Source organism: Shewanella sp. MM_2022_3, from assembly GCF_022557375.1.
Classification (GTDB): Bacteria; Pseudomonadota; Gammaproteobacteria; order Enterobacterales; family Shewanellaceae; genus Shewanella; species Shewanella xiamenensis.
This window is the reverse complement of sequence record NZ_JAKZGV010000005.1, coordinates 134,497-160,517: the sequence shown is the minus strand read 5'-3', so window position 1 is coordinate 160,517 and position 26,021 is coordinate 134,497. Positions and strand designations below refer to the sequence as shown.

General features: G+C 48.6%; 28 protein-coding genes and 1 other RNA gene. 13 read left to right on the top strand and 16 right to left on the bottom strand.

Going from position 1 to position 26,021, the window contains the following annotated elements:
- Nucleotides 1-3 precede the first annotated feature (3 nt).
- Nucleotides 4-1,002: a tryptophan--tRNA ligase gene (trpS, locus tag MMG82_RS05260; protein WP_047536232.1), complete on the top strand. Its 999-nt coding sequence runs from the start codon at nt 4-6 to the stop codon at nt 1,000-1,002.
- Nucleotides 1,003-1,100: 98 nt separating this feature from the next.
- Here the strand turns inward: trpS and MMG82_RS05255 are convergent, their stop codons facing one another.
- Nucleotides 1,101-1,973 (bottom strand): LysR substrate-binding domain-containing protein, encoded by an 873-nt coding sequence (locus MMG82_RS05255; RefSeq protein ID WP_037424198.1) that lies wholly within the window; start codon nt 1,971-1,973, stop codon nt 1,101-1,103.
- Nucleotides 1,974-2,092: 119 nt separating this feature from the next.
- Here MMG82_RS05255 and MMG82_RS05250 point away from each other — a divergent pair, with 119 nt between their 5' ends.
- Nucleotides 2,093-3,016 (top strand): DMT family transporter, encoded by a 924-nt coding sequence (locus MMG82_RS05250; RefSeq protein ID WP_037424200.1) that lies wholly within the window; start codon nt 2,093-2,095, stop codon nt 3,014-3,016.
- Nucleotides 3,017-3,034: 18 nt separating this feature from the next.
- On the opposite strand, the gene dolP is transcribed toward MMG82_RS05250, so the two are convergent.
- The 4 genes from dolP to MMG82_RS05230 all read right to left on the bottom strand — a co-directional run bounded on the left by dolP (nt 3,035) and on the right by MMG82_RS05230 (nt 6,498).
- Nucleotides 3,035-3,601, bottom strand: coding sequence for a division/outer membrane stress-associated lipid-binding lipoprotein (gene dolP, locus MMG82_RS05245; RefSeq protein WP_037424203.1), 567 nt, complete (start codon nt 3,599-3,601; stop codon nt 3,035-3,037).
- Nucleotides 3,598-4,191, bottom strand: coding sequence for a phosphoheptose isomerase (locus tag MMG82_RS05240; protein WP_011070670.1), 594 nt, complete (start codon nt 4,189-4,191; stop codon nt 3,598-3,600). The genes dolP and MMG82_RS05240 overlap by 4 nt, the downstream gene beginning before the upstream one ends.
- Nucleotides 4,192-4,297: 106 nt before the next feature.
- Nucleotides 4,298-4,624, bottom strand: coding sequence for a YraN family protein (locus tag MMG82_RS05235; RefSeq protein ID WP_047536234.1), 327 nt, complete (start codon nt 4,622-4,624; stop codon nt 4,298-4,300).
- Nucleotides 4,621-6,498 (bottom strand): penicillin-binding protein activator, encoded by a 1,878-nt coding sequence (locus MMG82_RS05230; protein ID WP_047536236.1) that lies wholly within the window; start codon nt 6,496-6,498, stop codon nt 4,621-4,623. Before MMG82_RS05230 ends, MMG82_RS05235 begins: the two co-directional genes overlap by 4 nt.
- A gap of 88 nt (nt 6,499-6,586) precedes the next feature.
- Here MMG82_RS05230 and rsmI point away from each other — a divergent pair, with 88 nt between their 5' ends.
- The 3 genes from rsmI to MMG82_RS05215 all read left to right on the top strand — a co-directional run bounded on the left by rsmI (nt 6,587) and on the right by MMG82_RS05215 (nt 8,717).
- Nucleotides 6,587-7,432, top strand: a complete 846-nt coding sequence (rsmI, locus tag MMG82_RS05225) for a 16S rRNA (cytidine(1402)-2'-O)-methyltransferase (protein WP_037425136.1) — start codon at nt 6,587-6,589, stop codon at nt 7,430-7,432.
- 75 nt (nt 7,433-7,507) lie between these two features.
- An RNA gene (gene rnpB / locus MMG82_RS05220) (RNase P RNA component class A) lies at nt 7,508-7,861 on the top strand.
- A gap of 343 nt (nt 7,862-8,204) precedes the next feature.
- A complete protein-coding gene (locus tag MMG82_RS05215; protein WP_037423051.1) occupies nt 8,205-8,717 on the top strand; it encodes a DUF1993 domain-containing protein in 513 nt (170 codons plus the stop codon).
- A 37-nt stretch (nt 8,718-8,754) separates the two neighbouring features.
- Here the strand turns inward: MMG82_RS05215 and MMG82_RS05210 are convergent, their stop codons facing one another.
- The 6 genes from MMG82_RS05210 to MMG82_RS05185 are packed head-to-tail and all read right to left on the bottom strand — an operon-like array spanning nt 8,755 to nt 12,667.
- On the bottom strand, nt 8,755-10,071 hold the full coding sequence (locus MMG82_RS05210; protein WP_241406567.1) for a sensor histidine kinase: 1,317 nt from the start codon (nt 10,069-10,071) through the stop codon (nt 8,755-8,757).
- Nucleotides 10,072-10,073: 2 nt separating this feature from the next.
- Nucleotides 10,074-10,736 (bottom strand): response regulator transcription factor, encoded by a 663-nt coding sequence (locus MMG82_RS05205; RefSeq protein WP_037423056.1) that lies wholly within the window; start codon nt 10,734-10,736, stop codon nt 10,074-10,076.
- Nucleotides 10,736-11,002, bottom strand: coding sequence for a PepSY domain-containing protein (locus tag MMG82_RS05200; RefSeq protein WP_037423059.1), 267 nt, complete (start codon nt 11,000-11,002; stop codon nt 10,736-10,738). Before MMG82_RS05200 ends, MMG82_RS05205 begins: the two co-directional genes overlap by 1 nt.
- On the bottom strand, nt 10,995-11,558 hold the full coding sequence (locus MMG82_RS05195; RefSeq protein ID WP_047538659.1) for a diheme cytochrome c: 564 nt from the start codon (nt 11,556-11,558) through the stop codon (nt 10,995-10,997). The genes MMG82_RS05200 and MMG82_RS05195 overlap by 8 nt, the downstream gene beginning before the upstream one ends.
- A gap of 47 nt (nt 11,559-11,605) precedes the next feature.
- Nucleotides 11,606-12,037 carry a DUF1924 domain-containing protein gene (locus MMG82_RS05190; protein WP_047538656.1) on the bottom strand — a complete coding sequence of 144 codons (432 nt, stop codon included), beginning with the start codon at nt 12,035-12,037 and terminating at the stop codon, nt 11,606-11,608.
- Nucleotides 12,038-12,070: 33 nt separating this feature from the next.
- Nucleotides 12,071-12,667, bottom strand: a complete 597-nt coding sequence (locus MMG82_RS05185; RefSeq protein WP_047538653.1) for a cytochrome b/b6 domain-containing protein — start codon at nt 12,665-12,667, stop codon at nt 12,071-12,073.
- Between the two features lie 207 nt (nt 12,668-12,874).
- Here MMG82_RS05185 and MMG82_RS05180 point away from each other — a divergent pair, with 207 nt between their 5' ends.
- Entirely contained in the window at nt 12,875-13,297 is a 423-nt protein-coding gene (locus MMG82_RS05180) for a DUF2809 domain-containing protein (RefSeq protein WP_037423071.1), read from the top strand.
- Nucleotides 13,298-13,325: 28 nt separating this feature from the next.
- Complete coding sequence (locus MMG82_RS05175; protein WP_047538651.1) at nt 13,326-13,814, top strand: hypothetical protein; 489 nt, start codon at nt 13,326-13,328, stop codon at nt 13,812-13,814.
- Here MMG82_RS05175 and MMG82_RS05170 read toward each other — a convergent pair.
- Nucleotides 13,811-14,728, bottom strand: a complete 918-nt coding sequence (locus MMG82_RS05170; RefSeq protein WP_037423076.1) for a LysR family transcriptional regulator — start codon at nt 14,726-14,728, stop codon at nt 13,811-13,813. The genes MMG82_RS05175 and MMG82_RS05170 overlap by 4 nt on opposite strands.
- A gap of 137 nt (nt 14,729-14,865) precedes the next feature.
- Between MMG82_RS05170 and MMG82_RS05165 the strand changes: the two genes are divergently transcribed.
- Nucleotides 14,866-15,627: an SDR family oxidoreductase gene (locus tag MMG82_RS05165; RefSeq protein ID WP_047538649.1), complete on the top strand. Its 762-nt coding sequence runs from the start codon at nt 14,866-14,868 to the stop codon at nt 15,625-15,627.
- Between the two features lie 69 nt (nt 15,628-15,696).
- Here the strand turns inward: MMG82_RS05165 and MMG82_RS05160 are convergent, their stop codons facing one another.
- Nucleotides 15,697-17,217, bottom strand: a complete 1,521-nt coding sequence (locus tag MMG82_RS05160; protein ID WP_047538646.1) for an aldehyde dehydrogenase family protein — start codon at nt 17,215-17,217, stop codon at nt 15,697-15,699.
- Between the two features lie 369 nt (nt 17,218-17,586).
- Between MMG82_RS05160 and MMG82_RS05155 the strand changes: the two genes are divergently transcribed.
- A complete protein-coding gene (locus tag MMG82_RS05155) occupies nt 17,587-19,446 on the top strand; it encodes a sigma-54-dependent Fis family transcriptional regulator (protein WP_047540656.1) in 1,860 nt (619 codons plus the stop codon).
- Between the two features lie 58 nt (nt 19,447-19,504).
- Here MMG82_RS05155 and MMG82_RS05150 read toward each other — a convergent pair whose 3' ends face one another.
- Complete coding sequence (locus MMG82_RS05150; protein WP_055647103.1) at nt 19,505-20,854, bottom strand: ATP-binding protein; 1,350 nt, start codon at nt 20,852-20,854, stop codon at nt 19,505-19,507.
- 14 nt (nt 20,855-20,868) lie between these two features.
- Nucleotides 20,869-21,555: a response regulator gene (locus tag MMG82_RS05145; protein ID WP_011621060.1), complete on the bottom strand. Its 687-nt coding sequence runs from the start codon at nt 21,553-21,555 to the stop codon at nt 20,869-20,871.
- A 359-nt stretch (nt 21,556-21,914) separates the two neighbouring features.
- Between MMG82_RS05145 and MMG82_RS05140 the strand changes: the two genes are divergently transcribed.
- From MMG82_RS05140 to MMG82_RS05125, 4 genes are all read left to right on the top strand, one after another.
- On the top strand, nt 21,915-22,403 hold the full coding sequence (locus MMG82_RS05140; RefSeq protein WP_050991289.1) for a Spy/CpxP family protein refolding chaperone: 489 nt from the start codon (nt 21,915-21,917) through the stop codon (nt 22,401-22,403).
- 50 nt (nt 22,404-22,453) lie between these two features.
- Nucleotides 22,454-23,344 carry a cation diffusion facilitator family transporter gene (locus MMG82_RS05135; RefSeq protein ID WP_047538636.1) on the top strand — a complete coding sequence of 297 codons (891 nt, stop codon included), beginning with the start codon at nt 22,454-22,456 and terminating at the stop codon, nt 23,342-23,344.
- A 47-nt stretch (nt 23,345-23,391) separates the two neighbouring features.
- Entirely contained in the window at nt 23,392-23,802 is a 411-nt protein-coding gene (locus MMG82_RS05130; protein WP_081990927.1) for a hypothetical protein, read from the top strand.
- Between the two features lie 154 nt (nt 23,803-23,956).
- Nucleotides 23,957-24,514 (top strand): porin family protein, encoded by a 558-nt coding sequence (locus tag MMG82_RS05125; protein ID WP_047538633.1) that lies wholly within the window; start codon nt 23,957-23,959, stop codon nt 24,512-24,514.
- 68 nt (nt 24,515-24,582) lie between these two features.
- Here MMG82_RS05125 and glnG read toward each other — a convergent pair whose 3' ends face one another.
- A complete protein-coding gene (gene glnG, locus MMG82_RS05120; protein WP_055647105.1) occupies nt 24,583-25,998 on the bottom strand; it encodes a nitrogen regulation protein NR(I) in 1,416 nt (471 codons plus the stop codon).
- Nucleotides 25,999-26,021: the final 23 nt, after the last annotated feature.

Here is a 26,021-nt window from a genome sequence, read left to right as displayed (position 1 = left end):
GTAATGACCAAACCCATAGTACTCAGCGGTGCACAGCCGTCCGGCGAATTAACCATAGGTAACTACATGGGTGCATTGCGTCAATGGGTTGCCATGCAAGATAGCCACGACTGCCTTTATTGCGTGGTGGACTTGCATGCCATTACCGTGCGCCAAGATCCTCAAGCATTGCGTGAAGCCTGCTTAGATACACTTGCACTGTATTTAGCCTGCGGCGTCGACCCTAAAAAGAGCACGGTATTTATCCAATCTCAAGTGCCGCAGCACACTCAGCTGGGTTGGGCGTTAAATTGCTATACCCAAATGGGTGAGCTGAGCCGTATGACGCAGTTTAAGGATAAGTCACAAAAGCACGCCAACAATATTAACGTCGGTCTGTTTGGTTATCCTGTACTGATGGCGGCGGATATTCTGCTGTATCAAGCGAATGAAATTCCAGTTGGTCAAGATCAGAAGCAACATCTTGAGTTAACACGTGATATCGCCACTCGCTTTAACAACGCTTACGGCGAGACATTTACCATTCCTGAGCCTTTTATTCCTGAGCATGGCGCTAAGGTGATGTCGCTTCAGGATCCGCTGAAGAAGATGTCTAAGTCGGACGACAACCGTAACAACGTAATTGGTTTGCTTGAAGATCCTAAAGCGGTCATGAAAAAGCTGAAAAAAGCCATGACCGACAGTGATGAGCCGCCAGTGGTGCGTTTCGATATGGAAAACAAGCCAGGCGTATCTAACCTGCTGAGCTTAATGTCAGGTATTACGGGTCAAAGCATTGCCAGCCTCGAAGCCGAGTTTGAAGGCAAGATGTATGGTCATTTAAAAGGCGCCGCGGGTGAAGTGGTAGTGGGGATGTTAGAGCCACTGCAAGAGCGTTATCGTGCGCTGCGTGCTGACCGTGCTTACCTTGATCAAGTGATGAGAGCGGGCGCTGAAAATGCCCAAGCTCGTGCTGAAGTGACGCTTAAAAAGGTGTACGAGAAGATTGGTTTATTGGTGTAATTTGCCCTAAAAAGCGCATTACACAACACGTTATTAAGCCGACCTATTCCTAGGTCGGCTTTTTTATGTCTGTTATTTATTGGGCTGTAGCTAAGCGTTTAGGCCTGCGATTTTAACCAAGATGCAAAGGCTGCAATGGCGGGTTCATTTAGGCGTCGCTGTTTGCATAAAAAACAAAATTCAAAACCCGTATGAACATCGGGTAGATTTACCGCTACCAGTCGTCCAGTACTGATATCACCGGCCACCATAAAATCAGGGGCGAGGGCGATACCTTGTCCGGCAATCGCCGCCTCAATTGCCATCACTATGTGGCTAAAAATATGCTGTTGTTCGTTATTCAGGGGGATTTTATGCGCCGATGACCACTTATGCCAATCGAGTCCAAGTGGGCCTTCATCCACAATCAGTAATGCTTGTTGCTGAAAATTGCCCAAGTTAATCTCGCGCCATTTAGGATAAAGGCTAGGGCTACATACGGGGATCAGGCGTTCCTTGTGCAGTAATTGTTGCCAATAACCCCGTTGATTGAGTTTGCCTGCGATAAAGATATCGGCCGTGCTGGTGCTGAGATCGGGGTCTTGAGTGATCATCTCGAGGCGAATTTTAACGCTGGGATATTGGCGCCGAAAATCCGCTAACCTTGGGATCAACCATTTCACCGCAAATGAGCTGTATACCGCCAAACAGAGTTGTTGATTTGGGGTGTCGCGGATTTTGAGATTAAGATCGCTTAACTCATTAAAAATTCTTTCTAACTCAATAAATAAGCTCTGGCCTTTGGGCGTGAGCTGTAGTTTACGTCCCTGACGATCAAAAAGTTGTTCACCAAAGTACTCCTCCAATACACGCACTTGGTGTGAAACCGCGCTTTGGGTAATGCAAAGCTCGGCGGCAGCCTTGGAAAAATGCTGTTGCCTCGCGGCGGTTTCAAATACTTGCAGCGCACGTAAGGGAGGAAGCTTTCTCATGATTTTCAACGTCTAAACGATTTAGTATGAATTTAATTCATCTAGCATTAGAAAGCATCATTTCAGCTTAAGTTTTGCGGGGATTATCATGCCAGCATTGAGATTTACGGATAGTTAAAATGCAGCGCCCTGTTGTTATCGGTTTGATTTTATTGATAGTGGGTAATCTATTTAGTGCTTTTTACGATGTATCGATCAAATGGTTGCCAGAAGATGCTAATGCAGCCACTTTTCTACTCGTGAGACAAATCACTTCAGTACTCATGTTAACCCCGATTTGGTTGTACTCGCAGAGACCGCAGACGGAATATATTTCGGTTCACCTTTGGCGTGCCAACATAGGCTCGGTTGGCGCGCTTTTTTTAATTATTGGTTTGATGGCATTGCCTTTAGCTACAGTCAGTTCCCTGTTTTATTCTGCCCCCCTGATGATTATTTTGATGGGATACTGGTTTTTAAAGGAGCGGATTACCACTGGGCAGGTTATATGCACAGCGTTAGGCTTTGTGGGGATCTTAATTATCCTCAGGCCGAGCGAGATGAACTGGTTTGGATTAGCGGTGTTATTTTCAGCATTTACTTTTGCTATCAATCAGTTGATGCTTAAAAAAGTGCCTAATACTGAGCATCCGGTATTAACCTTAATGCTCTATAACTTGCTGGGGATTCCTGCGACTTTAGTTATTGCAGCCTTTCAGGGATTGGAGGGGCTGAGCTGGGAATTGCTCGCGGTTGCACTACTTAGTAATGCCTTTTTACTGATTTATCATTGGTTTTGTGTACTGGCTTACCGTAAAGCACAGGCGAGTGATATTGCGATTGCCGAATATACTGGTTTGTTATTTATCGTTTTCTTAGGCTGGCTGTTGTTTGATGAATGGCTGGATAGCTTAAGTTGGCTGGGTGCCGCTTTGATTGTGCTGCCTTCGCTGTTTTTACCTTGGATAGGAGCGTTGGTGGAGAAGTCACCCAAGATGATGGATAACATACAGGTGAAGTCTTTAGGAATTGACACCGTGGTAAAAGGCGAGCCTAAACTTTAAGTGTTTAGGCTCAATCGGTTATTCGATATATTCGAAAACCTTAACGACTTTGCGTACACCAGCAGTATGACGGGCAATGTCAACAGCAAGCTCTGCCTGTGAGCGGTGGATCAGCCCTAGCAGGAAGACTTCACCATTTTCAGTGATCACTTTAATTCGGGTCACATCCAATTCTTTCTCGTTGAGCATACGTCCCTTCACTTTGGTTGTTACCCAAGTGTCGTTACTGCGAGTCGTGAAAGACGTTGGATTACCGATGCGGATCTGATTGTGGATTTTACCGCCCAGCTTAAGGTCTTGTACGACCTTAACCGCTTTATCCCTCAACATCGAGTTGGGGGCTTGGCCTATCATCAGCACATTACCGTTTACCGATACACCCGTGATATTGGTTTGTTTCTTAAGATCTTCATGCTCAAGTAGCGCACTGGTGATCTTAAAATCAGTATTAGTATCATCGAGCTGCGTTTTTACCGAACGCTCATCGTTGGCCATCATGGCACCGCTGACTGCGCCCACCATAACGGCACCGGCGCAACCTTGCAGTAGCATGCAAACCATTAACAGTGGGGCAGCATATCTCATTGCTGTTCGTCCTGTGGGAAGAGTGTGCGGTCGATATTGTCACACAGGCAATGGATCACCAGTAAGTGCACTTCTTGAATACGTGCCGTCACGTTCGAAGGAACGCGAATTTCGACGTCACCCACGCTGAGTAATCCCGCCATCGCGCCGCCGTCTTTACCGGTTAAGGCTACGATAGTCATATCGCGACTCAGTGCCGCTTCCATCGCTTTAATCACGTTACCAGAGTTACCGCTGGTGGAAATGGCTAACAGGATGTCGCCAGGCTGACCTAAGGCTAAGATTTGCTTTGAGAAAATCTCATCGTAGCTGTAATCGTTAGCAATTGCCGTGATAGTCGATGTGTCTGTCGACAGGGCAATGGCTGGCAGTGGTGGACGTTCAATCTCATAGCGGTTTAATAGCTCGGCCGAGAAGTGCTGAGCATCACCGGCACTACCACCGTTACCGCAGGCAAGAATTTTATTGCCACCCAAAAGACATTGCACCATCATCTCCGCCGCTTTGGCGATGGATTCTGGCAGTGCTTCGGCTGCATCGATTTTAGTCTGGATAGATTCAGTAAAGCTGTCTTTAATGCGTTCTAACATGGATACATCCTTTCAGGATAAAGTGTGGCTATGATGCCATATTTCCACGGTGGAGTTGAGGCATAAGCGTTAAAAATTATTCGATTAGCTGAGTCGAGAGCCTCGTTTAAAAGGCATCGACCAGCCATTGGATCTGCGTATCTTCGATGGCGACAACGTCGAATCGGCAGGGTACATCCAATTTATGGCTCTGTAAATAATGACTGGCCGCCATGCGGATCCTGCCGATTTGTGCTTTGCTAAGTGCTTGTATTGCGCCACCAAATTGATTTGCTGAGCGGTATTTTACTTCAACAAATACCCAGTAGTTTTTGTGGCGCATGATTAAGTCTATTTCACCAAAGGGATAGCGGACATTGCGCTCAACAAAGATTAAACCTTGCTGTTCAAGGTAACCTTGGGCGAGCGACTCTGCTTGCTGTCCGAGTGTCATAGTTGGCGGAAACTGCCTCTTTGATAGCGTCCCCAGCTTAATTGGCGGTTAATTACGCCATCGGGATTGACCGATAACACGCCGCTACGACCATTGAACTGGTAACCGGTAAATGAGCGCATTTGTGCGAGTTTGCTGATCAAATCCATCGCATCATAACCCATCACAAATAAGCGTTTTTGGCCGTTGTTCCAGCCGGGCCATAAGGTATTAACCATCAGGTTTTCTTCGCCATTTTGCATCAACCAAGGTGCGTCACTGAGAGTGAGGTTATTTAAATCCTGCGCAGTTTGGCTCGATTCATTATCGATACGGCTACGGCTCGAGGTGTACAACGGCACGGGCTGAGTAAAGACGCTAAAGGTGACATCGATAAAGGCCTTGAGCAGGGTTAACTCCTGCGGCGTCGAGATCATATAAATCGCATCTATATCTTGGCGCGAGCGGAAATCGGCCTGTACTGAATTGCCCAGTAGTTCTTTGATGCGCGCAATGCGGGCTTGGCTATCGCGAACGCCGAGCGCATCTTGCACCGTGGTTTTCATCTTATCGCCACTGTCGTAGTAATAGACTTCGATGGGCGTATCGCTTTTCTTTTTCCAAGCTTGAATAAAGCTCTCGGCCATACGTTTGCCGATGGCGTCGTTGCTGGCGAGTAGCAGTGGCATAGTTACGCCATCTTGATACATGCGTATTGCAGCATCGGCTGCTTCTTGTGCTGGCGATAATGCAAAGTAAAACTTATTAGCATCAGCGACAAACTTGTCTGTTTGATTTAAAAACAGTTGCGGGATCGGCGCGCTTGCCGCAACAGGCGCTGCTGGCGTGCCAGTGGTGTTGGTTGCCGCAGTACCAGTGTTTAATGCCAATAATTGATCGATTTCATTTGGCAGTAGCGGGCCAATAATAAACTCAGCGCCTGCATTTACCGCTTGCTGATAGGCGGCTACTGCGTCATTGGCGGTATCGTAAAAATTCACTGAGACTTGCTCATTCGGTTTGGCTAAATAACTGGCCAAAATACCTTGGCGAATCGCATTGGCGGCACTGGCGCGCTGGCCTGTGAGCGGTAAGAGTACAGCGATATTTTTTGGAGTATAAGGTTTGGCGTTTAACGCTTGATCTAAATCCGCGGGCAACTTCGCCGCCGCAGGATGATAAGGGTTTTGTTTTTGCCAGTCGCCTAAATAACGGACCAGTTGGTTGGGATCGACCGCATAATGCTTAGCGATATACGCCAGTTGTAACCAACCTGCAAAAACAGGGCTTTTGGCATCTTTGGTGAATGCGAGCAAGGTTTGCTCGTGCATCGGTTGCAACACTTGCCAGATCTGATTATTGACTTCATTCGCCTCGGCGGGAGGTAAATAGGTGGTCAATAAACTTAATTCGCGCACCTGTTCGATAGGCTGTTTATTCTGTTGGAATAAATGCGCTCTTAATTGATGATACGCTGCCATTTGCCAGCCGGGTAATACCCAAGTGCTTGGGTAAGTTAGCGTTTTCAGAGCATCAAGCGGCGTCGATGTATGCTCTAGCACCCGCGCAGTCAGGTATTTATGTTCAGCCACTAGCGTCGGGACCTGAGTCAGGCTTGGCAGCATCGACTTGAGCAGCTTTTGCGCCGCCGCATAGTCGTTCGCATTGATATGCGCATGCGCCGCCAGCAGCAGGTAAGTATCACGTTGCTGGGGATCTTTGCTATTAGCAGCCTGTGCTAAATACACATTTGGCGCCAATGGAGCAGAGGCTAAAGAGGTGGCCACGGTGGGCGCAGTATTCGTTGAGGTGGGCGCTTGACTGCCGCAACCCGCCAACACTGCGGATAAAATGGCCACGGAAACGAACTTAGTTGTATTCAGGCTTTTTAACACTGGGCTTCACTCTGGTAAGATGCTGCCTCTAGTTTAACCTTCTCTTGCGCTTGACGAAAGTCTTGGCACTGTCATTACAGAGGTATATATGGACCAAAGCGTCGCACTCTACATCGTTCCCACTCCTATTGGTAATTTGGGGGACATGAGCCCACGTGCTATTGACGTGCTCAGCCAGGTTGCATTAATTGCCTGTGAAGACACCCGCCATAGCGGCAAGTTATTGAGTCATTTTGGCATTTCAACTAAAACCATCGCACTGCACGACCATAATGAGCGTGCTCGCGCCCAGTGGATTGTGGATCAGCTAGCCGCAGGGCAGTCGATTGCGCTAATTTCCGATGCGGGTACGCCGCTGATTTCCGACCCCGGCTATCACTTGGTCTCCCATGTGCGCCAATCTGGGTTTAAGGTGATCCCGCTGCCAGGCCCCTGTGCGGCGATTACGGCGTTAAGTGCCTCGGGTTTGCCGTCGGATCGTTTTTCTTTTGAAGGTTTTTTACCCTCGAAAGAAAAAGCTCGCGCCGATAAGTTGCTTGAACTTAAGGAAGATCCGCGCACGCTGATTTTTTATGAATCTCCCCACCGTATCGAACATAGCCTAACGACTATGGTTGAAGTGTTAGGCGGTGAGCGGCAGGTGGTGATGGCGCGTGAAGTGACTAAAACCTTCGAGACCTTCCTCAGCGGCCCAGTGGCTGAGGTATTGGCTACCGTCAGCAGCGATCTTAACCAGCAAAAAGGCGAGATAGTGCTGATGGTGCACGGTCACCGTGCGGCCGAGGATGATGAAGCTATCCCAACCGTTGCCATCAACACACTCAAGTTACTCTGTGAAGAATTGCCGCTTAAAAAAGCCGCCGCCATTGCCGCGCAAATTCACGGTCTTAAAAAGAATGCCCTGTATAAATTCGGTTTAGAGTCTGATTTATAAGCAGATCTAACAGATAGACACACACTGGCAGGATTAACAGTGGTGCAGGTAGAAGGCTTAGGCTATAATCCGCGCCGAGTTGGCCAGACAGTCGCCGCGTTCGCAAGAACGGGGAGGAAAGTCCGGGCTTCAAAGAGCGGGGTGCCAGGTAACGCCTGGGCGGTGTGAACCGACGACAAGTGCAACAGAGAGGAGACCGCCATCATAGCCTCGGCTAAGGTGGTAAGGGTGAAAGGGTGCGGTAAGAGCGCACCGTGCGGCTAGCAATAGTCCGTAGCAAGGTAAACTCCACCCGAAGCAAGACCAAATAGGGTTCCGTATGGCGTGGCTCGCGTTGGAACCGGGTAGGTCGCTTGAGCCTGTGAGCGATTGCAGGCCTAGATGAATGACTGTCCACGACAGGACCCGGCTTATCGGCCAACTCAACCTCTTTAAAGTAAAAGGCCTCGCAGCAATGCGAGGCCTTTTATTTTTCAGGCAATACGATTAATTGATGCATAAAGAAGATTGATAGTTAAGCTTCTGGATAAATGCTAAGAAATTGTTTTTATGTTACTTTCTGTCATAAGAGCCGCTCGTCATTTGAGTAGAATAACTACACATCATTCCTCGTTTCGCGAGCACGAGCTTGCCAGAACGAACAAAATTTAATCTCGAAACGTCAACACGCCCTAGCAAAGCTGAAATTTTAACTCTGTTGAAATCATCTTTTTTGCCCCAATATAGTCTCTAGTGCTGCAATCTGGTGGCGTTTATCACAGGAGTTTATGTCATGCTTTATGATTTAACGGCTGTTCAATTTAGCAAGATGCTGAAAAACTTGAGTCTTATTCTGGAAAAGGGTGAGATTTTTGCCAACTTGAAGAAGGTGGATATGGCGGTATTATTGAATTCCCGCTTAGCACCCGATCAATTTAATCTGATCCGTCAGATCCAGATTGCCTGTGATACCGCCAAGATTGGGGTCGCGCGTCTAACGGGGAATTTAGATACCGTACCTAAGCATGATGATACTGAAACGACTCTGCCAGAGCTGCAGGCGCGTATTGCTTCTGTTATCGAGTACTTAGCCCAATTTACCGAGGCAGATTTTGCCGATGCGGCGACAATTCACGTTTCTCAACCACGTTGGGAAGGTAAGTATTTAACAGGATATGAGTTTGCGATTGAACATGCTATCCCAAACTTATATTTCCATGTGACGACGGCCTATGCGATTTTGCGCCATAACGGTGTGGATGTGGGTAAGAAAGATTATCTCGGCCCTATGCCTTATAAGTCGTAATTCCCATCGCACAGCGAGCATTTGCTTTGCTGTGCGTTTAATGCGGCTGAGGTAATATCACGCTAACTTTTAACCCGCCAAGTGTTGAATGCGTAAAGCTAAGTTCTCCCTGATAACTCTCGACAATATCTTTGCAAATCGACAGGCCTAAACCGTGGCCTTGAACGCTCTCATCGAGCCGAATCCCTCGCTCAGTAATCACCGTTAAATCGCTATCCGATACACCTTCGCCATCGTCGCTGACCTCAATCAGATACGCTCGATTGCTGGTATTTGTCTGTTCAATACAAAGCTGTATCTGTCGACGCGCATGCTTGCAGGCGTTATCGAGCAGATTGCCAAGCAGTTCCAGTAAGTCGTCCCGGTCAAAGGGAATCACCAGTGCTTTATCAAACCGATAATCAATTTTGCGCTCTGGATAAATGCGCTGCATCACTTGGATGAGTGGCGGCAGATCGTCATTGAGCACGGTGAAACGCCCCGGAGTGGAGAGCCCGACGATTTTAGTGCGCTTAAGCTCTCGCTCAATAATATGGTGCAGATCCGCGAGCACCTTGCTGCCTTCGCGTCTTTGCTCTGGCGCTAGGCTATCGAGGTAGGATTGTAACCCTTGCAGAGGACGTTTCATTTCGTGAGCAAGATTACCCAAGGCATTGCGTGAGCGTTGTACCCTTTGGCCGAGTTGATTGATGAGGCGTTCGATTTCCTCAATCAAAGGACTAATCTCTGTTGGCGTGTGCTGGGTATCGATTTCATGCCCGTGGAGCCGCAGTTGCCTGATGGCATCTGGCATTTGCTCTAGCGACTTAAAGCCCCGTTTGAGCAACAGATGCTGGGCAAATAGTAGGATCATTATGGTTAGCAGCACCACAACCGTGGCAAAGCCTAAAAAGCGTAATTGGGTTTGCTCGAGTGAGCTGATGTCTTCGGTCACCCACAGGGTGATGGTTTGCCCATTCTTGACTATGGTTTGGCTGAACATCAGCCAGTGTTCTTGGCCAACGTATTGAGTGGCTTGTTGTTGTTCCCCAACGTTAAGATTGGGGAGTGAAACGGCATGATCAAACAGCGAGCGCGAGCGTAATAGCTGCTCACCGATGTTAATCGCAAAGTAATGACCTGAGTTGACCCTGTGATACACATTGGGGAGCCTGTCTGTTCTCAGCGACCAAGTGCCATCGGCTTGCGGTTCGAGGGCGGAGATCAGGCTATCGGCATCGTGTTGCAGGCGCGAGGCAACAAAGTCTTGGGTTAAGATTTGAATGCCTTGAAATAGCAAATACAGCAATAGTGCCATGGCACAGGTGAGGGTGATAAGCAGGTTTCTAGTGAGATAGGCTTTGAGTGAATACACGCTTATGCATCCTTGAGTCGATAACCTTGGCCGCGCCGCGTCTCGATATAATCTTTGCCTAAGCGTTGGCGGAGTCGGTTGACGTACACTTCAATTACATTGCTGTCTTTGATTTGTTCCTCTTCGTAAATACGCTCGCTCAGCTCGGATTTGGACACAATCTTAGTCGGGTTGGCCATTAAATAATGCAACAGGCGATACTCAATCTTAGTGAGCTCGATAACTTCCCCTTCGGCATTGGTCACTGCTTGTTTATCCACATCGAGAGAGACGCCAGCATGTTGCAGCAGATTATCGGCGCGGCCAAAGTGTCGGCGGATCAGCGCTTCTAATCTGGCGAGCAGCTCCTCAACATGGAAAGGTTTACCGAGATAATCGTCGGCGCCGGCCTTAAGGCCATCGACGCGTTCGTGCCAAGCATCGCGAGCCGTAAGAATTAACACTGGCATCAACAGACCCTTTTGACGCCATTGGCTCAGTACGCTTAAGCCCGGCTTACCCGGCAAGCCTAAATCGAGGATCACCGCTTCGAAGGCTTCTTCCTCACCGAGAAAGGCGCCATCGATGCCGTTATTGGCATGTTCAACGGTATAGCCCGCCTTGTTAAGGGCGGGAATGAGGCGAGCTACTAAGTCGGCATCATCTTCAATCAAGAGTAAGCGCATTAGTCGACCTTTTCCTTAAGCCATTCACCCGTTTTGGCATCGATCTTAATCTCATAGACAATGCCATCGTCGCGCAGGATTTCGAGTTCATAGATGATGCGGCCGTGTTTTTGCTCGACCTCAAGGTCGAGCAAACGTCCCTTTAACCGTGATTCATAGCGTTGCATGATGGTGTCGAAGGGTAATACTTTACCCTCCTTCACCCATTCGACCACTTTGTTAGAGAGGTCGTCATCATGGGCTAGACAGCTTGGGCTGTTAATCATCCCAGCGGCCAAAGCCAGGAATATTAACGGTATCTTCATCGAATATGCCCTTCTCTGCGAGGTTGTGGCAATTGCTACATTGGCTGAATGAGCCGACTTTGGGGTTATCTTGCACCATGCGCCTTGGGATCTCATCGTGCTTACGGATAAAAAATGCCTGCTCGGTAATTTTTTGTGGCCCCATATCAACAATTAAAGGTTTGCTATTTTTCATCACCTTACCATTTTGCGCGGCATGTTGAACGAGATATTGCTCAATTCTCGCCGTTGCTTCAGGCGTCAGGCTGGCATCATCACCAAAGTGATTGTTTAGGTTGTTGGTAATTGCCTGCCACTTGTCTGCGGGCAGTAAATTTGCGGGATACGCCATATGGCAGCTGCCACATTCTGCCGAGTATTCTGCATTTTGTGGGATGGCTTGATTCAGCTCGCGACCATCGTCGGCATAACCCGTGCTGGTAAAGGTTAAGCTGAGCCCTACGACGCCTATCGCCAGGGCGAGGGCAGTAAGTGTGGAACCGGCAATCCAGCTTAGGGGATGGGCTTGTTTAGTCATGGTATTTCCTTACGTTTTGCTTACTAAAATGGATGTGGATAACGCCTTTATTGCAAACTTAGCCACAGCAGTACGTCGCCTTTTTCTTGAGGCGTGCACTCGCGTTTAAAGGTCCAGTTACAGTTGCGGTTAAACCATTTCTCAATCTTGGCCGCATCGGTTAAACGGTTACTGGTGAGCGACGGCGCCATGGCCTCAATGGGTTTTCGGGTATTTTGATGCATACCTGGGTCTGTCACTTTGGCGGTGTGACAGCTGGCACAGCTGCGATCCTCACTCTGCTGTAGCCACAGTGCTTGTCCTGCATCGGCGCTAAAGGGGCCTGCACCTTGTGCTTGATATTGTTGCAGTTGTAAGCCAATTCGCTCGGCACTGAGTGGCAAGCTGGCGACCTTGGTATTGGCGGCACTGACATTAACACTGCTGAGCAGTAGCGCAGTGATTGCTAGTCCGATGCTGTGTTTATTCACGTAGTTCATTTCTGACTCCTTTGAACGGTCGAGTTGCGGCGGTTATTGATGTTCATCTTGTTGGATCAGCGGGCGCTGCTTTTTACCTGTCAGCATGGCTCTGACGAGGTTTTCCTTATGCAGCAGGCTGCTGACAATCACGCCGCCGATATGGGTCGCTATTAGAAACAGGCTGAAGTTGGCGAAAAACTCATGTACTTCCTTCAGTGTGCCCTCGGGCCAAGTAGCGAAAAAGCTTGTGGCCAGTGGACCTTGGCCATCGGTGGCATAAAGTGCCATGCCGGAGAAGCCAGTGAACCCTATGCTGAGGATTAGGGCGACTATCATCAGTGCGCCTGCGGGATTGTGGCCGATGTAATCCTTAGCCTTGCCCGTGAAGAGTTCCTTCAGGTAAGTCCAAGCGATGTTCGGACGGGTGACAAAGTTGATAAAACGCGCATGGTGAGTGCCAATCACGCCCCACAACAGGCGAAATACCAGCAGGGTTAAGATGCTGTAGCCGGCGTAACTGTGGATGTTCATCCATTTGTCTTCGCCTTCGGTGAGGTAGGCTAAGGTAAAAAAGCCCACCAATGACCAGTGAAAGATACGGATCAAGGGATCCCAGACGTTGATGTTTTGCTGCATATTTGAGGACATGATCTGTTGCTCCTAAGGTGGTGTGCTTGCAGGCTACTAAAGCCAAACTTAAACGACGCTTAAATTTTGCGGAGTGAACTTGCCCGCTGTTCTGTTGAGTGAACTGGGCAAATAAGTGAGAAATCCATCGAACTAAGCTTGTTAAGGTATTGGTATTAAGCTAGATTTTGCCGCTTCATCTTCGAGAGGTAAGGGAGCAACCTGTTTATGCCAGTCCATCTTTTTAGCCGTCAGCCCGATCGAAAATCTTTTTTAATTTATGCGGTGCTGTTATTTATCATCGAAGTGTTGATCGCCCGTTTTGTGCCTTCGGGATTTATTCGCGGTTTTGTCGGTGACGTGTTAGTCGTGATCCTATTGTTTTGCATGGCGCGCACGCTAGTGCCCGTGGTGAATGCAAAAGGGGAATCAATCAATCGCTTTTGGCACACGCCATGGTTGGCATTGGCTGTGTTGCTGTTTGCCTTCGCTATCGAATTTGGTCAGTATTGGGGCTTAGTGGACAAGCTGGGGCTGGGCGGTAACCGCTTGGCGCGAATTGTGATTGGTAGCCATTTCGACCCACTCGATTTGCTGGCTTATTTTGTGGGATACCTGATATTGATAGGCTTGTATTGGAAGCGAAATTAGCTATTTCAAGGCACAGGAAGGATACAGCATGCAGCCGATAACAGCCTTCACACTGCGAGTGTCCGATACCGAGGCGATCACTCAGCCTTTGTATTTCAATCAGCAAGCTACTGGGGTCAATATTGCGGGAAGGCAGCTTGAGGCCCAGTACCGCTGCACTTTACCCAATGGCACCCAAGGCTATCTACTGCTGACCTCCTACGATTGCCCCTTTGAAGAATCGACTGAGTGCAGCCTGCTCGATGCCAATTTTAAATTAGTAGCGAGTTGCTCCCTCTCGCAGAGTTATCATTCGTTTTTACTCTATGCCCATTGGCCTGTTGCGGATAATGGCCTGCGGCTGCATTACTACGATCAGTTAGTTTGGGATTTGCATATTCTGCCAAGCCGTTTAGGTCGGTTCGGCGGTCCGCGTCTCGCATTTAGCCCCGTAGCCAATCCTGAGTGCGATCCCCGCACGGCAAGCTCGATGGCAGAACTGTCGCAGCGGTTAGCGAATGTCGAGACTGACCGTTAACGTGATACTAAAAAAGGCGTCAGCAATTCGGTTAACCAAGCCATAAATACTTGAAGGCGTTTAGAAAGATGGCGTCTATGGGGATAGAGCAAGCTCACTGGCATTGAGGGCGCTGGGTAATCTGGCAAGATCTCGATCAGTTCGCCAGTTTGAAGATATTTTGCCACCCCAATATTTGGCGCTTGAATAATCCCTAAACCCGCCAGACAGGCCGCGCTGTAGGCATCGGCATTATTGACTGTGATTAGCTTAGGTAAGGCTAGGGCGCAGAGTTCGTGATTATCTTGGCTTAGATACTCAAATCCTGAATCGCTGCCGCCTAACTGGCCAACGTAATGGATGAGCTTATGCCCTTGGCTAAGCTCTTCTATATTCGATGGTTTGCCGTATTTTGCGATATAGCTTGGGCTTGCGCAGTTAAGCATCTTAAAGTGGCCAATCTTTTTAGCGATAACACCTTCTTGCTGCACGCTGCCTACGCGGATCACGCAGTCAAAACCTTCGGCGACGATATCGACCTTGCGGTCGGTACTGCTTAGCTCCAACTCAATTTGGGGATATTGCTCAATAAAGTCAGGAAGATGGGGAAGCACTAAGTTACGCGCAATCCCTGTGGACATATCGACTCTTAAGCGACCCGAAACTTGCGTCGCCTGCAGCTGGAAAAGACTTTCTAATTCTTGATAGTCGGTGAGCAAGTTTTTACAGCGCTCATAACAACTTATGCCATCTTGGGTGAGGCGCACAGTACGAGTGGTACGTTGTAGTAAACGTGCACCTAACGCGGTTTCGAACTGAGCTACCACATTCGACACATGGGTTTTCGACAGACCTAGGCTGATACTGGCTTGAGTAAAACTCTCTAATTCAGCCACCCGCATAAAAATTTGCATGGCTTGCAGTCTATCTTGCATCGCAATTGTTCTCTAATGGCTAACAGTCTTGCCATTTATAGTGTGTTTATCCCTCTTTGTGCAAGTAATAAGCTGTGTGCTGTGGAATCGCCATGTTGTGCGGCGGCATTAACATAGATGAATGAAGAGGATACACAATGAACACAACTCCCATCGCGCTGATCACCGGTGCAAGCCGTGGCTTAGGTAAAAATGCGGCCCTGACCTTAGCCGCACAAGGTGTTGATATTATTCTAACTTACCAAAGTAATGCCGCTGCGGCCGCTGAGGTGGTTGCGGAAATTGAATGGTACGGACGCAAGGCTGTCGCGTTACCGTTAGATGTGGGTGATAGCCAGTCCTTTAGTGATTTTTCTCAACGCGTTAAAACCGCACTCGAACAGACTTGGCAGCGGGATAGTTTTAACTATCTAGTTAATAATGCTGGGATTGGTATCCATGTTCCCATGGCTGAAACTAGTATGGAGCAGTTCGATACTTTGATGAATATTCATGTCAAAGGGCCTTTCTTTTTAACTCAGGCACTGCTGCCTCTGCTTGCCGATAATGGCAGTATTATCAATGTCTCTACGGGGTTAACGCGCTTTGCTGTTCCGGGATTTGGTGCCTACGCCACCATGAAAGGCGCGGTCGAAACCATGACCAAATACTGGGCGAAGGAGCTTGGTCCACGCGGGATTCGTGTTAATGTGCTGGCTCCCGGTGCAATCGAAACGGACTTTGGCGGTGGTGCGGTGCGGGATAATCCACAGATGAATGAGTTTTTAGCGCAGCAAACGGCGTTGGGGCGGGTGGGGTTACCCGAGGATATTGGCGGTGCAATCAGTGTCTTGTTGTTACCCGCTGCGGCGTGGATAAACGCACAACGTATCGAGGCTTCTGGCGGTATGTTCTTATAGTTCAACGCGCTAAAAATAAAGAAAGGGCCAATGGCCCTTTCTTGTTATCAAGGCAAGGTTTCTGCTCGGTTAGAAGAACCCGAGCGGATTGATATCGTAACTCACCAAGAGGTTTTTGGTGTTTTGATAGTGATTGAGCATCATCTTGTGGGTTTCACGGCCGATGCCTGATTTTTTATAACCGCCAAAGGCTGCATGGGCAGGGTAGGCGTGGTAGCAGTTTATCCAAACACGACCAGCCTGAATGCCGCGACCCATACGTTGGGCACGGTTCATATCCCGTGTCCACACACCTGCGCCTAGGCCATATTCAGTGTCATTGGCGATTGCCAAAGCTTCGGCTTCATCCTTGAAGGTGGTGACCGAAATAACCGGACCGAAGATTTCCTCTTGGAAAATCCGCATCTTATTATGGCCTTTCATGATCGTTGGGCTGATGTAATAGCCTTTACTTTGCTCGCCCTCGAGTTGGCAGAGTGAGCCACCTAAGAGCACCTGCGCGCCTTCATCTTTACCGATCGCGAGATAGCTTAAGATCTTATCGAACTGTTCTTGGGAGGCCTGTGCGCCCACTTGGGTTGCAGTATCCAGCGGGTTGCCCTGCTTGATGGTTTGCGCACGGGCGAGCACTTTTTCGATAAAGCGATCGTAAATCGACTCTTGGATCAGCACCCTTGATGGGCAAGTACAGACTTCGCCTTGGTTGAAGAAGGCCAGCAACATACCTTCGACGGCCTTATCTAAATACTCGTCTTCGTGGTCCATCACATCGGCGAAATACAGGTTAGGCGATTTACCGCCGAGTTCGACGGTCGATGGGATCAGTGATTCGGCGGCACATTTTAAGATGTGGTAACCGACTTCGGTGGAGCCAGTAAAGGCCAGTTTAGCGATACGTTTGCTGGTGGCGAGGGCTTGGCCCGCTTCGGCGCCAAAACCGTTGACGACGTTAAGGATGCCGGGCGGCAGCAGATCTTCAATCAGTTCGAGTAGCACAAGGATAGAGACGGGCGTTTGCTCGGCGGGTTTGAGCACCACACAGTTACCTGCGGCGAGCGCAGGGGCGATTTTCCATGCCGCCATCAACAGCGGGAAGTTCCACGGAATGATTTGCCCGACGACACCTAAAGGTTCAGGGAAGTGATAGCTGACGGTGTTGCCATCAATATCAGCAGCACTGCCTTCCTGTGCTCGAATGCAGCCAGCGAAGTAACGGAAATGGTCTACAAACAGAGGCAAGTCGGCGTTGAGAGTTTCACGCACCGCTTTGCCGTTTTCCCAGGTTTCGGCAACGGCTAAGTATTCGAGATTTTGCTCAACGCGATCGGCGATACGCAGCAGTAAATTCGCACGCTCGGTGACCGAGGTTTTTCCCCAAGCGTCCTTAGCGGCGTGGGCGGCATCGAGCGCCAGTTCGATATCGCGGTAGTCGGAGCGGGGAATTTTACAGAAGTTTTGACCATTAACGGGGGAGCGATTATCGAAGTATTCGCCGTTGACTGGGGCGACCCATTTACCACCGATAAAGTTGGCGTATTTTTCCTTAAAGTTAACGATGGCACCAGCGGTTCCAGGTTGAGCATAGATCATAGTGTTTTCCTTCTGTGACTGCCGAATACGCTAAATGTGCAGCGTCTCAGCAAAGGGTCTTGTTGAAATAGGTTTTAGCACTGTTGTTATTTTTATCCTTTGCCAATCGAGTTGACTGACAAAGTTGTTGATTAAGTTGGTGTTCTCTTACGCAACACTTGAGTACTGCGTATAAACGGATATCGCAAGGACAGTGCCAAACTGGCAGGAGTTGTACACTTGTTGAGCTAACAGTATGATGAAAAGCTAATTTTGCAGATCCCAAACAATAGGGGCATTCACGGAAGGAAAGGTGCCCTGTGGTCATTTTGTCATCCAACGACACACCATAGGTGTGCCGAAATGGAACAGCGCTCGGGGAGCATGGCTATGACAGTAAAACCGCATTTCCCAACCACACAGGCATGGTTAGCCGATTCATGGCAGCGCAGCTTAGGTGCTGGCTTATCAGAGTTTCGTGCTGGTGAGGATCTCAGGCTCACGCGCGCTGAACTCAAACATAAACATGAGCAATATCAGCAACTCATCGAATTAGTACAATCCCATGCCTTACCGCTGTTTAATCAACTGATGGCGCACTCCAATAGTCGATTATTGCTCTCCGATGCCGACGGTTATGTGCTGAAACATTGGGGTGTGAGCCGCTATTCCAGTAAGTTAGCGGATGTAGCGCTTGATATTGGGGTTAACTGGCTTGAACAGTATAAAGGCACCAATGCCATAGGGACGGCGCTCACGGCTAAGCAGGCGGTTTCAGTGGTTGGCGAGCAGCATTTTATCCGCCAAAATCGTTTTATGAGTTGTACTGCTTGCCCGATTTTTTCACCCCAAGGCGAGATGCTCGGAGTGCTCGATATCACCAGTGAGCAACAGCGGCATTCACAGCAGACCTTAATGTTAGTGTCGAGTCTGGCGCAGCAGGTCGAAACGGCGCTGCTGTGTCATCTGCCCGATAGCCATTATCGGATTGATTTAGCCGCCGAGCCGAGTTTATTAAGTTCTGGCTGGCAAGGCATAGTGATCGCTGACAGTGATGGGCGAATTGTGGGTTGTAATCCCATGGCAAAACAATTGCTGAGTCAAGCCAAGCTGGGCGATAGCCTAGAGCTGCATTTGGGAGATAGCTGGGCGCGAGCGGGGGGCTTCAATCGGGATTTGGCCCTGCACTTACAGACTCAGGCGTTGGGTGCTACGCAGACCAAAAGTGCGAAGACGATTCAAGATAAGCCGCAGAGTCAATTGGGAGTAAGGTTTCGCGATCCTTTGCTTGAGCGGGCTTGGCAGCAAGCGAATAAAGTCATCACTAAACAAATCCCTTTGCTGGTGCTCGGTGAAACTGGGGTGGGTAAAGAGCAGTTTGTCAAAAAGCTCCATGCCCAGAGCTCGCGCCGGGCGCAGCCGTTAGTGGCGGTGAATTGCGCCGCCTTGCCCGCGGAGTTAGTTGAGTCTGAGTTATTTGGCTATCAGGCAGGGGCTTTTACTGGCGCTAATCGAACTGGTTTTATCGGTAAGATCCGCCAAGCCCACGGTGGTTTTTTGTTCCTCGATGAAATTGGCGAGATGCCGCTGGCGGCGCAAAGCCGGTTACTCCGGGTGCTGCAGGAGCGTGAGGTCGTTCCTGTCGGCAGTAATCAAAGTGTTAAGGTCGATATTCAGATCATCGCCGCGACCCATATGGATTTAGAGTCGCTGGTGTCGCAGGGATTGTTCCGTCAGGATTTGTTTTATCGCCTGAATGGATTGCAGGTGCGCTTGCCTGCGCTGCGTGAGCGGCAGGATATTGAGCGCATCATCCATAAATTACACCGCCGTCACCGCAGCGGCCCACAAACCCTGTGTGCTGAATTATTGGCGCAGCTGATGCGTTACGATTGGCCCGGCAATCTAAGGGAGCTGGATAACCTAATGCAGGTGGCGTGTTTAATGGCCGAAGGTGAGGTTGTACTCGAGATCAATCATCTCCCCGATTACCTTGCTCAAAAGCTAATGGATCTGGCGTTTGAGCCGCACACCTTAACTGAGGTTGTTGAAGCCGAAACCACGGCGCATCCGCACGAACTGGCCGAGTCTAGCTCCGCCACCATCGACTCGCTCCATGGAACCATAAATCTGAACGTGTTGCAGGCTTACCGCGCCTGCGAGGGCAATGTGAGCCAATGTGCTAAGCGTTTGGGGATTAGTCGTAATGCCTTGTATCGCAAATTAAAACAGCTCGGTATTAAGGACTAACGGTAGTTGACTGTTGATAATATAAGCCCCGCTGACGGTGTTAGCGGGGCTTATGTTTTTAGGTCGGTAAACTGATATTGACTTCAAGGCCGTGGGGCTGACGATTCTCGGCTCTGATTTTGCCTTTATGGGCGCTAATGGCTGCTTCGGTAATGGCGAGTCCTAGGCCCCAACCACCGCTTTCCCGCTGCCTTGCCGAATCGGGGCGATAGAAGGGTTTAAAAATCGCTTCAAGTTCAGCAGGATCTATCCCCGGGCCATCGTCTTTAATGGTGATCTGTACTTGGCCGCTGGCTTGGCTCGCGCGCAGGTGGATATCGCTCTGGGCATAACGAATCGCGTTGCGCAGCAGGTTTTCTATCGCGCGAGACAGGGATTTGGGGTAATGGCTGAGTTCGATGGCTTCATCGATATCGATAGTGATCTTTTTGCCCTGTTGATCGGCTTCAAATTCGGCATCGTCCAATACTTGGCTTAACGACTCGGCTAAGCCAAGGCGTACCTTGGTCTCATTGGTGCTAAGTTTGACCCGCGATAGCTCCAGCAGCTCGGCAATCAGTTGTTCTAATTGCTCGGCCTCGTAGGCAATGCGGTCGGTTTCTGTAGTTTGTTGGCCTTTCTTACGGGCCAGTGCCAGTGACAATTGCAGGCGGGTCAGTGGGGTGCGCAGTTCGTGGGAAATATCACCCATTAATCGCTGTTGATTTTTGACCATGGCCTCAATCGAGTCAGCCATGCTGTTAAACGCAGTGGCGAGTTGGCCGATTTCATCGTTACGTTGGGTGGTTGCCTTATCTACCCGATTACTGAGATCACCTTCGGCGAGGGCATCTGCACTTTTCTTGAGTGAACTGAGTGGCTTACCCAAATGCCAAGCGAGTAGGGCGCAGAGTAATCCCGACATCAGTATGGCCAAACTGAGGGTGAGTAGTTTGTTTTCGATGAAGAAGAAGAACCAGGGCCGAGGATGAATATCTGGCAGTCGACCATAGAGAAAATAGGTTTCTCCCTCCAGAGTAAATTGGTGTGGGCCAAATACTAATTCATCTTTAAATTGGTGGCTAATTGGCTGTTTTTCTTCATCGGCCATCAGCATAAAACTGCGTACACCACGGCTGATTCTATTGGTGTTAATCACTTGGCCTTGGCTATTGGTGAGATACAGCCGCAGCGGTTTGCCTTCCATATCTCGATGCCTCTCCCAGCGGCGCAGAAAATCGGACTTAAGCAGAGTTGGATTTTCTTGAATGCGCTGCGCTACGGTCGCCAGTACTTTTTGCAGGTGGGGCGGTATTGGGGCGCGGTCGTGATTTTGTTGCAACAAAGGCAACAGCCCGACTAAGGCAATAATCAACGAACTACAGAGCCAAAATCCGAGCAGTAATTTGATAAATAAGCGATTAGGCACAGTTGTTCCCGCCGTTATGGTAACCAGATATAACCTTTGCCACGAATAGTTTTCACCCTGGGTCTGCCATCGCTGCGCTCGGGAAGTTTTTTACGTAGATTCGAGAGGTGCATGTCTAGGCTGCGATCGAATGGCATCAATTTTTTACCCAGCACAATTTCATTGAGCTCTTCTTTATTCATCAACTCGCCAGCATGGAGCGCTAAGGTGTGCAGTAGGGTAAATTCTGTGCCCGTGAGGATGATCAGTTGCTCATTGCAGTAGGCTTCTTGGCGTGAGGGATCTAAGCGTAAATCACCAAACTCCTGCGCCGGGGTGGCGTGAATTTCTTGGGCGGTTAAGTGTGAGCGGCGAATAATGGCGCGAATACGGGCGATAAGCTCCCTGTCATTGAAGGGCTTAGGTAAATAGTCATCGGCACCGATCTCAAGCCCTACCACTCGGTCAATTTCATCACCTCTGGCGGTGAGCATCAGCACTGGAGTTTGCTTGTGTTGGCGCAGGGCGCGCAGCACTTCAAAACCGTTTAATTTAGGTAACATCACATCGAGTAAGATCAGATCGTAATCCCCTGCAAGGGCCAGTTCTAGGCCTTGCTTGCCATCGTAGGCTAACGTGAGTTTAAACCCTTCGAGTTCGAGTAATTGTCCAAGGAGTTCTGATAAACCGAGATCATCATCGATTAATAATATCCGACTCATAGTGTTCCTTAATCTGGGTGAACGGGTGCTGCAAACCGGCATGGGCTCAGTAAATCGCAGGCACTTTTAGTACTTTGCCTGAGTATACCCCTTTTGATGTCAATTGCTGTGTAGCAATGTAAGCCAAAGTAAAGAATAGAGAATCTGTTTTACCTAAGCGAGTTCCAGAGTCGAGTTTCTGCTCCTTAAGGTGGTTCGGGTATGGTTATTGGCGCAACTTTACACTGATTTACTCAGGTCACGACCTCACTTACATATGAGGCTTTAGACTGTTATCGTCGAAAGTGATTCGGCTTTTAAAAGGGTCGTCACTATTTCTTATCTTTACAACATGAAGTTGAATTATTGAGGTTAATATGATGAAAACATTATCTCCTTTAAAAGCAGGTCTATTTGCCATCTTAGCAAGCTCCGCAGTATTGGCGACAGCAGTGAGTGCTGAGCCTAGCCAAGGCTGTGATCATTCTCGTGGTGAGTTTCATAAACGTGGCGATCGCATGGAGCATGATGGCATGCATAGAATGTTCGAAGGATTAGACTTAACTGATGCACAAAAAGCAGACATTAAAAAACTGTTTGCTGAGCAACGTGCAGCACGTAGTGATGATAGACCTTCGAAGGAAGAGCGTTTAGCGCACCGAACTGAAATGCATGGGTTGATCACCTCGGCCACCTTCGATGAGGCGCAAGCTAAGGCACTGCTGAGTGCTCAGCAGGAAAAACGTCTAACGCAAGCGATTGAAAGGATGAAGATGCAGAATCAAATTTACAATCTGCTGACGCCCGAGCAACAAGCTAAGTTTAAAGCGCGATTTGAAGCACAAGCTGCTAAAGAACCTCGCAGTTAAGCTTGTAAGCTGATATACAATAGGGTCATAGCTTCCCGATATAGACCCCTATGACTGAAACTTCCCAATACGATTTTTGGGTCAAATTAGCTAGTCGCGCTTCCGTGGCTACTGCTTTGACCCTTATCACAATCAAACTGTTAGCTTGGTTGTATTCCGGTTCTGCCAGTATGTTGGCATCCTTGACGGATTCATTCGCCGATGCACTCGCTTCGATTATCAATTTTATTGCCATTCGCTATGCTCTCGTTCCCGCAGATCATGACCACAGATATGGTCACGGTAAAGCTGAGCCATTAGCCTCGCTAGCGCAATCGGCTTTTATTATGGGTTCGGCATTTCTGTTGCTATTTTATGGCGGCGAACGTTTGCTAAATCCTTCACCCGTTGAAAATGCCACCTTAGGCGTAGTGGTTTCTGTAGTCGCAATTGTGCTGACACTCGCCTTAGTTTTGCTGCAAAAACGGGCGCTAGCGGCAACGAATAGCACTGTGGTTGAAGCCGATTCGTTGCACTATAAGTCAGATTTATTTCTCAATGCCGCAGTGCTTTTAGCACTCATATTGTCTCAATATGGCTGGTGGTGGGCGGATGGTCTATTTGCAGTACTGATTGCCTGTTACATAGGCCGGCAGGCTTTTGATTTAGGTTACCGCTCGATTCAAGCATTGTTAGATCGTGAGTTAGATGAAGAAACCCGCCAGCGGATAAAACAAATTGCTAAGGAAGATCCAAGAGTATTAGGGCTTCATGATTTACGGACGCGCCAAGCAGGTAAAACCATTTTTATTCAATTCCATTTGGAGTTAGACGGCCATTTAAGCCTAAACGAGGCCCACAGTATTGCCGATACCACAGGGCTTAGGGTAAAGGCCGCCTTTGAAGATGCCGAGGTGATTATTCACCAAGATCCCGTACAAGTGGAGCCAATGACTCAATAACCGCGGTAAAACACTAAAGCGATTATTGACATACCAAAGGAGTGGTTATGCCATGGATGCAGCGGCAGTCTCACCTGTTTGATGCTAATACGCGGCTCATCTGCCGTTATCATCGATTGTCGACTCGCTTTGAGTTGATTGCCGAGCATGTCCCCAGCGCGAGCGGGGGACTTGACTCAAACCTCTCTGATCATAATCTAGTGAATCTTCCTATGGGCGTTTGGAGCGAGCTTATCCTGCGTCAATCCTTATATTATTGGCCGAGAATTATTCCGTTCAATATTGCGCAGCGGGAGTATCGACTACATGTTTGGCCATTATTAATGTGGCGCAGCCGGGTAATTTGTGCACTATCGGGAAAAGTCATGATTAGTGAATGCCTCGATGAGCGAAAACGTCGTTCCCTTATTCGTTGGTGTTATTTCGCGATTATGAATGTATTGCGAGTCGTTAGTTAATGCTTAAGTCTCTTTTCATACATGCTCGTTTTATTTAAAGCTGAATGCTTTCTGTATAAAGTGTATTTAGCCTTTACAAACTATTACTCTTATTTTGTGTTTGTTATATTATTCGCGGCGTTTACTACTTAGGTTAACTCATTAGGGAAATGTAATGAAAAAACTATCTTTAGTTGCGGGTTCTTTACTAGCAGTATTAGTGACAGGCCAAGCTGTAGCGGCAGCTGACACCACAGGTTTTTATGTGGGTGGTGCACTAAATCGCGTGACTGTTGATGTGCTTGATGATGGAGAAACAGGGACAGGTTTCGGTGTATACGGTGGTTACAACTTTAACGAATGGTTTGGTTTAGAGGCGAATTTATTTGCAACTGGCGATTTAGGCGATAAGGATGTCGATATTTCTGCGGGTGCACTTACTTTTACACCTAAGTTTACTATGCAAATCAATGATATGTTCTCAGCTTATGCAAAGGTCGGTGTTGCATCTATGGCTATGAATATTGACGGTTTTGGTTTTGATGAAGATTTCACAGGCTATGGCTGGACCTACGGTGTTGGTATTAACGCTGCTGTGACAGAGCATTTAAATGTTCGCTTGAGTTACGATGTTACTAGCGGTGATTTAGACGCTGACCACAATTATTTAAATGTGAAAGATATCGATACCGATATTAAACAACTGGCGATTGGTGTGCATTACCAGTTCTAATTATTTAGATTAAATCTAAATAATAAAAAAGGGATAGTGATATCCCTTTTTTGCTTTTAAATGGATGGTTAATCCATAGACAATTCTTTCAGTTTTCGCGTTAAAGTATTTCTTCCCCAGCCTAAACGTTTTGCCGCTTCTTGTTTATGCCCTTGTGTATGTCGCAATGCGGTTTCGAGTAATATGCGCTCAAAGGCAGGCTGTACTTCGGTTAATAAATCGCTATTTCCCTCAGACAGTTTTTGGTCGATCCACTCGGTGAGTGCCGATTGCCAATCTTGGCTGCCTTTCGCCATTGGATTAATACTGGTAGGTTCCTTAAGTAACTCGGGCGGCAAGTCTTGGGGCAGGATTTCTTGTCCTGAGGCCATGACGGTGAGCCAGCGACAAGTGTTCTCGAGTTGTCTAACGTTGCCCGGCCATGGCAATTGCGATAGCTTAGCGGCGGTCTCCTTGGTGAGGATTTTGGCTTCGACACCAATCTCCTTGGCGGCGGAGGCTAAAAAGTGGCTAGCAAGCTGAGGAATATCCTCACGGCGTTGTGACAGCGGTGGTAAATGGATACGAATCACATTGAGGCGGTGGAATAAGTCTTCCCTAAATCCGCCTTTTAGGACTAATTGCTCAAGATCTTGGTGGGTGGCAGCAATGATGCGCACATCCACTTGTACAGCACTGTGGCCGCCGACTCGATAAAACTGTCCATCGGCGAGAACCCGTAGCAAACGAGTTTGCACGTCTAGCGGCATATCGCCTATTTCATCTAAAAACAGGGTGCCGCCGTTAGCTTGCTCAAAGCGCCCTTGACGCACGTTAGCCGCACCAGTAAAGGCGCCTTTTTCATGGCCAAATAGTTCTGATTCGATTAAATCCTTGGGAATCGCCGCCATATTCAAGGCGATAAAAGGTTTATCTTTACGCGGACTGTGCTTATGCAGTGCGCCTGCGACTAGCTCTTTACCTGTGCCTGATTGGCCATTGATCAGCACGCTGATTGAAGAACGCGATAACCTACCAATGGCACGAAACACCTCCTGCATCGCGGGGGCTTCACCGATAATTTCGGGGGTTTTGACTTGAGTTTCCTGCGCAACTGGCGTTGGACTTTGCTCTGTTGCATGGGTCAGCGCACGCTCAACGAGGGAAATTGCCTCATCAATATCAAAGGGTTTTGGCAAATACTCAAACGCCCCAGCTTGATAGGCACTCACGGCACTGTCTAAGTCCGAATGCGCCGTCATGATGATAACGGGAATATGCGGATAGTGGATTTGCAGTCTTTCAAGCAGAGTTAAGCCATCGGTGCCCGGCATACGGATATCCGAGACGATGACCCTTGGTTGGGCAATCTCTAATGCTTGCCAAAGTGATTCGGCCGCAGCAAAGCTGGCGGTGCTGAGTTTAGCGCCTTGGAGCGCTTTTTCGAGCACCCAACGTATTGAGCTATCATCGTCGAGGATCCACACTTGTTCACTGATTCGCATTTTGCTTCCTCATACGGTATGTG

What these genes read in the sequence shown, in the direction of transcription:
- MMG82_RS05250 (WP_037424200.1), top strand. Translation starts at nt 2,093, where the DNA reads ATGCAGCGCCCTGTTGTTATCGGTTTGATTTTATTGATAGTGGGTAAT.
- MMG82_RS05185 (WP_047538653.1), bottom strand. Translation starts at nt 12,667, where the DNA reads ATGTCCTCAAATATGCAGCAAAACATCAACGTCTGGGATCCCTTGATC.
- MMG82_RS05160 (WP_047538646.1), bottom strand. Translation starts at nt 17,217, where the DNA reads ATGATCTATGCTCAACCTGGAACCGCTGGTGCCATCGTTAACTTTAAG.
- glnG (WP_055647105.1), bottom strand. Translation starts at nt 25,998, where the DNA reads ATGCGAATCAGTGAACAAGTGTGGATCCTCGACGATGATAGCTCAATA.
- MMG82_RS05130 (WP_081990927.1), top strand. Translation starts at nt 23,392, where the DNA reads ATGCCATGGATGCAGCGGCAGTCTCACCTGTTTGATGCTAATACGCGG.
- MMG82_RS05165 (WP_047538649.1), top strand. Translation starts at nt 14,866, where the DNA reads ATGAACACAACTCCCATCGCGCTGATCACCGGTGCAAGCCGTGGCTTA.
- MMG82_RS05205 (WP_037423056.1), bottom strand. Translation starts at nt 10,736, where the DNA reads ATGCGCTTACTCTTGATTGAAGATGATGCCGACTTAGTAGCTCGCCTC.
- MMG82_RS05135 (WP_047538636.1), top strand. Translation starts at nt 22,454, where the DNA reads ATGACTGAAACTTCCCAATACGATTTTTGGGTCAAATTAGCTAGTCGC.
- MMG82_RS05180 (WP_037423071.1), top strand. Translation starts at nt 12,875, where the DNA reads ATGCCAGTCCATCTTTTTAGCCGTCAGCCCGATCGAAAATCTTTTTTA.
- MMG82_RS05190 (WP_047538656.1), bottom strand. Translation starts at nt 12,037, where the DNA reads ATGAACTACGTGAATAAACACAGCATCGGACTAGCAATCACTGCGCTA.
- rsmI (WP_037425136.1), top strand. Translation starts at nt 6,587, where the DNA reads ATGGACCAAAGCGTCGCACTCTACATCGTTCCCACTCCTATTGGTAAT.
- MMG82_RS05155 (WP_047540656.1), top strand. Translation starts at nt 17,587, where the DNA reads ATGACAGTAAAACCGCATTTCCCAACCACACAGGCATGGTTAGCCGAT.
- trpS (WP_047536232.1), top strand. Translation starts at nt 4, where the DNA reads ATGACCAAACCCATAGTACTCAGCGGTGCACAGCCGTCCGGCGAATTA.
- MMG82_RS05195 (WP_047538659.1), bottom strand. Translation starts at nt 11,558, where the DNA reads ATGACTAAACAAGCCCATCCCCTAAGCTGGATTGCCGGTTCCACACTT.
- MMG82_RS05235 (WP_047536234.1), bottom strand. Translation starts at nt 4,624, where the DNA reads ATGACACTCGGACAGCAAGCAGAGTCGCTCGCCCAAGGTTACCTTGAA.
- MMG82_RS05145 (WP_011621060.1), bottom strand. Translation starts at nt 21,555, where the DNA reads ATGAGTCGGATATTATTAATCGATGATGATCTCGGTTTATCAGAACTC.
- MMG82_RS05200 (WP_037423059.1), bottom strand. Translation starts at nt 11,002, where the DNA reads ATGATTAACAGCCCAAGCTGTCTAGCCCATGATGACGACCTCTCTAAC.
- MMG82_RS05240 (WP_011070670.1), bottom strand. Translation starts at nt 4,191, where the DNA reads ATGTTAGAACGCATTAAAGACAGCTTTACTGAATCTATCCAGACTAAA.
- MMG82_RS05255 (WP_037424198.1), bottom strand. Translation starts at nt 1,973, where the DNA reads ATGAGAAAGCTTCCTCCCTTACGTGCGCTGCAAGTATTTGAAACCGCC.
- MMG82_RS05175 (WP_047538651.1), top strand. Translation starts at nt 13,326, where the DNA reads ATGCAGCCGATAACAGCCTTCACACTGCGAGTGTCCGATACCGAGGCG.
- MMG82_RS05170 (WP_037423076.1), bottom strand. Translation starts at nt 14,728, where the DNA reads ATGCAAGATAGACTGCAAGCCATGCAAATTTTTATGCGGGTGGCTGAA.
- MMG82_RS05140 (WP_050991289.1), top strand. Translation starts at nt 21,915, where the DNA reads ATGAAAACATTATCTCCTTTAAAAGCAGGTCTATTTGCCATCTTAGCA.
- MMG82_RS05125 (WP_047538633.1), top strand. Translation starts at nt 23,957, where the DNA reads ATGAAAAAACTATCTTTAGTTGCGGGTTCTTTACTAGCAGTATTAGTG.
- dolP (WP_037424203.1), bottom strand. Translation starts at nt 3,601, where the DNA reads ATGAGATATGCTGCCCCACTGTTAATGGTTTGCATGCTACTGCAAGGT.
- MMG82_RS05215 (WP_037423051.1), top strand. Translation starts at nt 8,205, where the DNA reads ATGCTTTATGATTTAACGGCTGTTCAATTTAGCAAGATGCTGAAAAAC.